Below are 6,682 nucleotides of genomic sequence, written 5' to 3' on the forward strand. Positions count from 1 at the left end.
GTTTTAATTGACATTATATAATACAGCCTTATAATGTCAATTAAAACTTATTTATGATATATATAAATAATACTTATATATTTGAAAATATAGCTAATTTATTATATATTATCTTTTGAAAACTAATGAAACACTTAAAAAAATATTTTATGAAATTATTTACACTTTTGCTAAATCTAAACCCATAATAAATGAAATAAAAGTATTAAGTAATCTAGTCCTATTTTTTACTTTATTGGTTAAGATATGTAAATCCCTATTAATAGAGAGCCATGGCGTATTTAGGATTTCTAACGTTTTATTATTGATCTCCTTTTTTATGGCCTCAATTGACATACAACTAATAAATTCTGTATCTTCTACAGTTTCCTTAATCGCCTCCAAACTGCCAATCTCAGCGACAATATTCAAATAATTTATCTTATTTAATACTGCCCTTTCAAATATCTCTCTTGTGCCTGACCCTTTCTCACGCAAAACCCATTTTTCATTCTCTAATTCATTAGGTGTAACTACTTTTTTTTCACACAGAGAATTTTTAGGAGATGAAAAAATAAACATCCTATCCTTTTTCCAAAAGGTTTTTTTAACTTTTATTGAATTGCAATAGCCTTCAATTAATGCAACATCTAATTCATAGTTTTCTACTAATCTTGTAATGTGATAGGTATTATTTATTATAAGCTCTATTTTTATCTCAGGGTAATTTTTAATAAAGGTTTTTAAATATAAAGGTAAAATATAGTTTCCAACTGTTCTTGTAGCCCCTATTATAAGTTTCCCTTTTAGATTATCTTCATTGATCAAATAATTTTCGAATTCACTTAATCTGTTTAATATACTCACAGCCTTTGGAAAGAGATCTCTACCATATTCATTTAACACAATCCTTCTACCTACCCTGTCAAACAGTTTTTTTTCTAAAATATTCTCAATCTCATTTATAGCCATGCTTACAGCAGCTTGGGTTACACACAATTTATCAGCGGCCTTGCTTACACTTTCAAACTGTCCAACAGTAACAAAAAATTCAATTTGTCTCAATGTTAATAACATAAATCTTTAAATAATCATATCATCGGCATTAAGAATCTTACAAGCTCTTTGTATTGCAATAAATCCCCCTGTTATATTGTACGCTTTAAAACCATAAGCCTTTAGGATTTTAGTAGCTACATATGAACTATAGCCTATTTTGCAATGTACATAAACATCTCTATTTTTATCTAGCTCATCTAAATGATTCCTTAATGCTCCTAACTCTATGTGTTTTGATCCTTTCACGCGTCCCATTGCTAGCGCATCAGCTGGTCTAACATCAATTAATTGAAGATCCTCTTTCTTGTAAAGTTCAATAAATTCTTCAGGTGTAATATAGCTAAGCTCTTTATTTCTAACATTCTCAGCAACATAGCCTGCTATATTCACATTATCCTTTGCTGAACCATAAGCAGGTGCATAACAGTAATCAACAAAACCTAACTCCCAAACTGTTGCATCTTTAAAAATAGCAGTTGAGATTACATCTATTTTCCTTGCTACATCTTCGTATCCACCAGCAAAGGCCCCTAAAACCTTACCACTTTCCTCGTCAAATATAAGTTGCATAAAAATCTCTTCAGCATTAGGATAGTAGGTAACATGGTGCTCGTTTATTGTATAAACATATTTTGCTTTAAATCCCTCTCTTAAAGCCTGCTCATAGGTGAGGCCAACGCCCCCAACAGTATAGCCTCCAAATAGTGCATCAAAACCCACTATAGAAGCACCGACTACACCAGGAAATGTCATATTACCTCCTGCAGCATTACATCCTGCCACTCGCCCCTCTCTATTTGCAGGTCCAGCTAGTGGTAATAACACCTTCTTTTTAGTTATAAGACTTAATTTACTCACAGCATCACCAGCTGCATAAATATCCTTATCAGATGTTCTCATATACTCGTCAACCTCGATAGCACCTAATTCATCAATCTTTAAGCCCGCATCCTTTGCTAGTGATGTATTTGGTCTAACACCAGTACTAACAAACAACATATCTGCTTCTAACTGTTCACCGCTTTTCAAGGTTAAAACAAATTTATCACCTTTCTTCTCAACTTTATTAGCAAAACATTTTAGTCTGATCTCTATACCATTTTGTTCTATTTCTTCCTTCATAGCAGAAACAACAATTTTAGGATAATTGGGCATAATCATATCCATTACTTCTACTATAGTTGTTTTTATCTTATGCCTATACATGGCATCAGCTATCTCTACCCCAATGTAACCACCACCTATAATAATACAAGTTTTTGGTTTTTTCTCTTCAATATATTTTTTTGCCCTGTCAGCATCCCCTACAGTCCTCATTGAAAAGAAATCTACTTCCTTTAAACCTTCAATTGGTGGAATTGTAGGAACACCCCCAGGAGCCAAAATCAATTTGTCATAGGGAAACTCTAGCTCTTCTCCATTTTTCTTGGCAAGAACAACCTTTTTTTCCTTGTCAATCTTATAAGCCTCAGTATTTATATATACATCAACATTATATATATTCTTAAACTTCTCTGGGGTTTGTAACAGTATCTCATCTCTCTCTTTAATATCACCACCAACATAGTAGGGCAGTCCACAATTTGCAAAGGATATATAAGAATCCTTCTCTAAAATTGTAATCTCTGCAAATTCATCTACCCTTCTTGCCTTTGCTGCTGCTGTTGCCCCTGCTGCAACACCACCTATAATCACTATTTTTCTTGCCATCTATCACCTCCGGTATTATATATTAATAACATATGTTATTATATTAATTCTCATTATATTAAATGTCAATTTATTATATTCATATTTTATATATTTCTAATTATTGATTTCAAATATTATTTAACATTTATATATCTTATACCATCGGGCTTCCATGCTGGAGATATAGTAAGAGCACCTTTTCTCTCACAATTTAAAACAGAGGCATAGTTTATCCCAGAAGCTCCATATTTATTGTTAATATTATCAATTGCTCTATACAAATCTCTCCATTTTCTTGCTTTTTCTGTCTCAACGATATTTGTATAAACTGTTGCGCCCTTTACTATTCTTGACAGAACTATCCCTAATTGTCTTACATTTTTTTCTACATCCACATTTTTGTTAAATAGATATAAGGCAGTATTATATATATGATGAGTAGATGAAGTAAAAAAAGGCAGGGTATATCTTTTAACAGTTGATGCTAAAGAGCTATATCTTACATATAAACAAAGGGTTTTTCCAGCTAAATTGTGTCTTCTTGCTCTTTCTGAAACCATTTCTGATATCTGCAAAAGATAATTATAACATCTCTCGATAGAAGGATAATTCTCAATAAGTGTCATAGAATGTCCAATAGATTTGATAGGTTCTTTCTTTCTCTTCGCTAATTCCTCATAATTACCACAGGCCATTTCATATAGATAATCCCCATTTTTGCCGAAATATCTACGTAAGTTTTCTCTGCCATACGCTCTAAGATCAAAGGTATTAAAAATACCTATATCTTTCAGCCTTTTTGCGGTTCTATTTCCTATTCCCCATAAATCCTTTAGCTCAAAAGAGTCTATAAAAGATAACACATCCTTTTTATCTACCAAACAATAGCCATCAGGCTTAGAGACAGAGCTAGCCATCTTAGCTATAAACTTATTAGGGCCAATACCTATAGAACAAGTTAGTTTAAAGTTCTCATAGATATAGCTCTTAATCATATAGGCTATATCTTTATAAGGCATCTTTAGATCCTCTAAGTTCATAAATGCCTCATCTACAGAATACACCTCTACATCGGCCGTTAAGGCAGCTAAATAGTCCATAATCTTTTTAGAGATAAATGTATATTTTCTATTATTGCCAACAACTAACAAGAGATTTGGACATGCTCTTTTGGCCTCATACTTGCTCATACCAGTTTTAACCCCTAGACGTCTAGCCTCGTAGGAGCAGGTGGTAACCACAGTTCTTTCTTTTGAACCTATAACAGCAATAGGGAGCCCTTTTAGTCTTGGATTTGAAGCCTGCTCTACTGAGGCAAAAAAAGCATCCATATCAAGACATGCAATCATATAACAGCCCCTTCATCAACTGCTATAAGATACCACTGTAAGGTATTTAATGAATAAGCAATTTCATAAATACTAGAACCATCTGTTACTGTAAACTTATATATAACATTATCCCCTTCCCTTTCTTTCCATTTATAACAGATTTCTTTTATAACAATCTTTCTCCCGCTATAATAAAACCATAGAGGTTTAACTCTATTTTTGTCAAAAATTGCACATAATAAAATCTTTTCATTTACTGTTGTAATCATATAGAAACACCTAAGTCCCTTAAGATAAGGATAACCTTTCCTACAATCTCAAAATCATCTTCTTTATTAATATTTATAATGCTATATTTGGCATTAGCAGGTATAAGTCTAATTTCCTTGGGATTCTTCTTAATAGAGAATGTCTTTACTGTTACCTCCCCATTAATTCGAAAAATACCTATATCATTATTATTTAAAATCATTGTTTTTTTTACCATTAAATAATCTCCCTCAAAAATCCCTCTCTCCACCATTGAATCACCCTCTGCCTTCAAAAAAAATACATCACTGCCTCTACATAAGGATTCTATATTTATAAACTTCTCTATATTTTCCTCTGAAAAAGTGGGAACCCCTGCCCTTATCCTTCCAATTAAAGGTATCCCTTTCTTTTTAACCTCTAACCCTCTAGCTTTATTTGTCTTTTTTTCTATTGCTCCAACGGCTTTTAGTCTATCTAACATTTTTTTTACACTAGAAGTTGAAGATACCCCAAGTCCCAAAGCAATTTCTCTAATAGTTGGAGGATAATCATTTTTTTCTATAAAAGAGTTTATAAACTCAATATATTTTTTTTGCTTAGACGTCATCTTTACTCCTAATAAGAACAAATGTTCGCTTTTAATTAACTTCTATCAAAAATATAGTAAAATGTCAAAGGAAATTTTCTTGTTCTTAAAAATAATATTGATAAACCTAAACAATAAACTAGTATACTAACTACTAAATTAGGGGGTATATTATGAAAAGAATTTTATGTTTATTTATAGCTTTTTTAGTATTTATCGTTAATGCTTCTGGGAATAACAATTGTTCAAACTGTGGTATAGGCAAAAATTATTCAAAAAATATTGAACAAATAGATATGATATCGTTATTAAATTTTGCCTCATCTGATTTAGATGTATATTTAGATTTTTATAACTATATCAATAAGAACTTACCGCCAGAAGAAGCAGAAAAAGCAGAAGAACTATTAACTAATATAATAGAGGAATCAACTGTTAATGGTGATACTTTGTGTGTTCCTAGGAGCACTTTAACTAATAGTGTTAAAGAACTAAAAACCATTTTAGATGGATTATTAAAAAGCTGTAACTAAACTATTCATTTGTTCTCACTCCATCAACTGTGATCGGTATAATCTTGCAAAATTCTTCAAATATGTCTTCTTTATCTTTATAAAATCTATTTGCGAATTCATTAAATACCTTATTATAAGATTTGTCAATATCCACATTTTCAAAGGTTTTAATAAACCTTATAATCTCTCTTTCTAGAAAAACAATATCATTATCAGTTAAATAATCTATCTTCTTTACGCCAACTCCTAGTTGATTTTGTGTAACTTTCCCCCTTATAAAGGCAGCTCCTGCACTCATACCACTACAAATATAATATCCCATAGGATTTTCTAAATTAGGTATATTCAAGACAATACCTATACCACCTTGAGCATATTCCATAAAATAATCCCCCATTCCTCTTTCCACACCAAGTCCATATATTGCAACAGGAAGGGTTCTATCATTTAATTTTTCTTCAAAGGTAGCTAAAAAATTACTCCATTTTTTACTTAACCTTAATGCTTTTCTTTTATGATATCTTAACAATAATTCATCTAGTATTTCCTCATCATTATAGTTTCGATATTTTTCAAGATTTAAACGGTTCCACTCTTGTGGTAGACCAGCCTTCATAAGTAAAAGATTTCTAGCACCGCCACTTTTAGCAACCCTAAAAACACCACTTACAGCATAGGCAGCAAAAAGATCATTTACATGTCCAGCTATATTAAATTCTAAAGGATTTGATGTATTTGCAACCCCAACTTGAGCATTAGCAGGGATCAATATATTATTGTCTCGAGAAGGCAATACATTAACCTTAACTCCTTTTATAAATGCAAAGGATTGGTTGCCAACAAGACCTTCAACAGTTATCTCGTCGCAGTTAACACCGGTGCCGATAAGTCTTTGACCCATAACATTTTTAAGAATAATCTTTTTAACACCTTTAGAAACGGCTTCCTTCATAATTACATTTATTAAACGGCTATACAATTTATTAATCTTAACATCTATAATTAAACTATCATCTTTTATATTCTTTAAATGATTATCAATTACATTTCTATTAGAAATTTTTAATTCTTCATAACTACTAAATATAAAGATATTATATTCACTATTATAAGAAGAGACAATTTTTACTTGATTTTCATGCTCCTTGTGCATGGCCTCGAGCAGCCGCGCCGACGGGCTGATCCACGAGTACCACGAACCATGGATGAACCAGCTCAGGATGTGATCCAGCAGTACGACTCCCACCGACGCGAGGCCGGGCAGCCAG

The 6,682-nt window shown here is 32.0% G+C and carries 7 protein-coding genes; 1 reads left to right on the top strand and 6 read right to left on the bottom strand.

The genetic code is table 11. The features are described from left to right. Positions 1-159: 159 nt before the first annotated feature. The 5 genes from SVN78_07280 to lexA form a co-directional block, all read right to left on the bottom strand. Positions 160-1,056, bottom strand: a complete 897-nt coding sequence (locus tag SVN78_07280) for a LysR substrate-binding domain-containing protein (GenBank protein ID MDY6821406.1) — start codon at positions 1,054-1,056, stop codon at positions 160-162. A 6-nt stretch (positions 1,057-1,062) separates the two neighbouring features. After that, the gene (locus SVN78_07285; GenBank protein MDY6821407.1) at positions 1,063-2,748 is read right to left on the bottom strand and encodes an FAD-dependent oxidoreductase; all 1,686 of its coding nucleotides are present in this window, start codon (positions 2,746-2,748) and stop codon (positions 1,063-1,065) included. Between the two features lie 116 nt (positions 2,749-2,864). Next, a complete protein-coding gene (gene dinB, locus SVN78_07290) occupies positions 2,865-4,079 on the bottom strand; it encodes a DNA polymerase IV (GenBank protein ID MDY6821408.1) in 1,215 nt (404 codons plus the stop codon). Then, positions 4,076-4,330: a hypothetical protein gene (locus SVN78_07295; protein MDY6821409.1), complete on the bottom strand. Its 255-nt coding sequence runs from the start codon at positions 4,328-4,330 to the stop codon at positions 4,076-4,078. Before SVN78_07295 ends, dinB begins: the two co-directional genes overlap by 4 nt. Then, positions 4,327-4,920 carry a transcriptional repressor LexA gene (gene lexA / locus SVN78_07300; GenBank protein ID MDY6821410.1) on the bottom strand — a complete coding sequence of 198 codons (594 nt, stop codon included), beginning with the start codon at positions 4,918-4,920 and terminating at the stop codon, positions 4,327-4,329. Before lexA ends, SVN78_07295 begins: the two co-directional genes overlap by 4 nt. Before the next feature lie 152 nt (positions 4,921-5,072). Between lexA and SVN78_07305 the strand changes: the two genes are divergently transcribed. Then, positions 5,073-5,432 carry a hypothetical protein gene (locus SVN78_07305; GenBank protein ID MDY6821411.1) on the top strand — a complete coding sequence of 120 codons (360 nt, stop codon included), beginning with the start codon at positions 5,073-5,075 and terminating at the stop codon, positions 5,430-5,432. A 1-nt stretch (position 5,433) separates the two neighbouring features. Here SVN78_07305 and SVN78_07310 read toward each other — a convergent pair. Next, the coding region (locus SVN78_07310) for a hypothetical protein (protein MDY6821412.1) at positions 5,434-6,682 on the bottom strand (1,249 nt) is incomplete at its 5' end.

Source organism: Deferribacterota bacterium, from assembly GCA_034189185.1.
Taxonomy (GTDB): domain Bacteria; phylum Chrysiogenota; class Deferribacteres; order Deferribacterales; family UBA228; genus UBA228.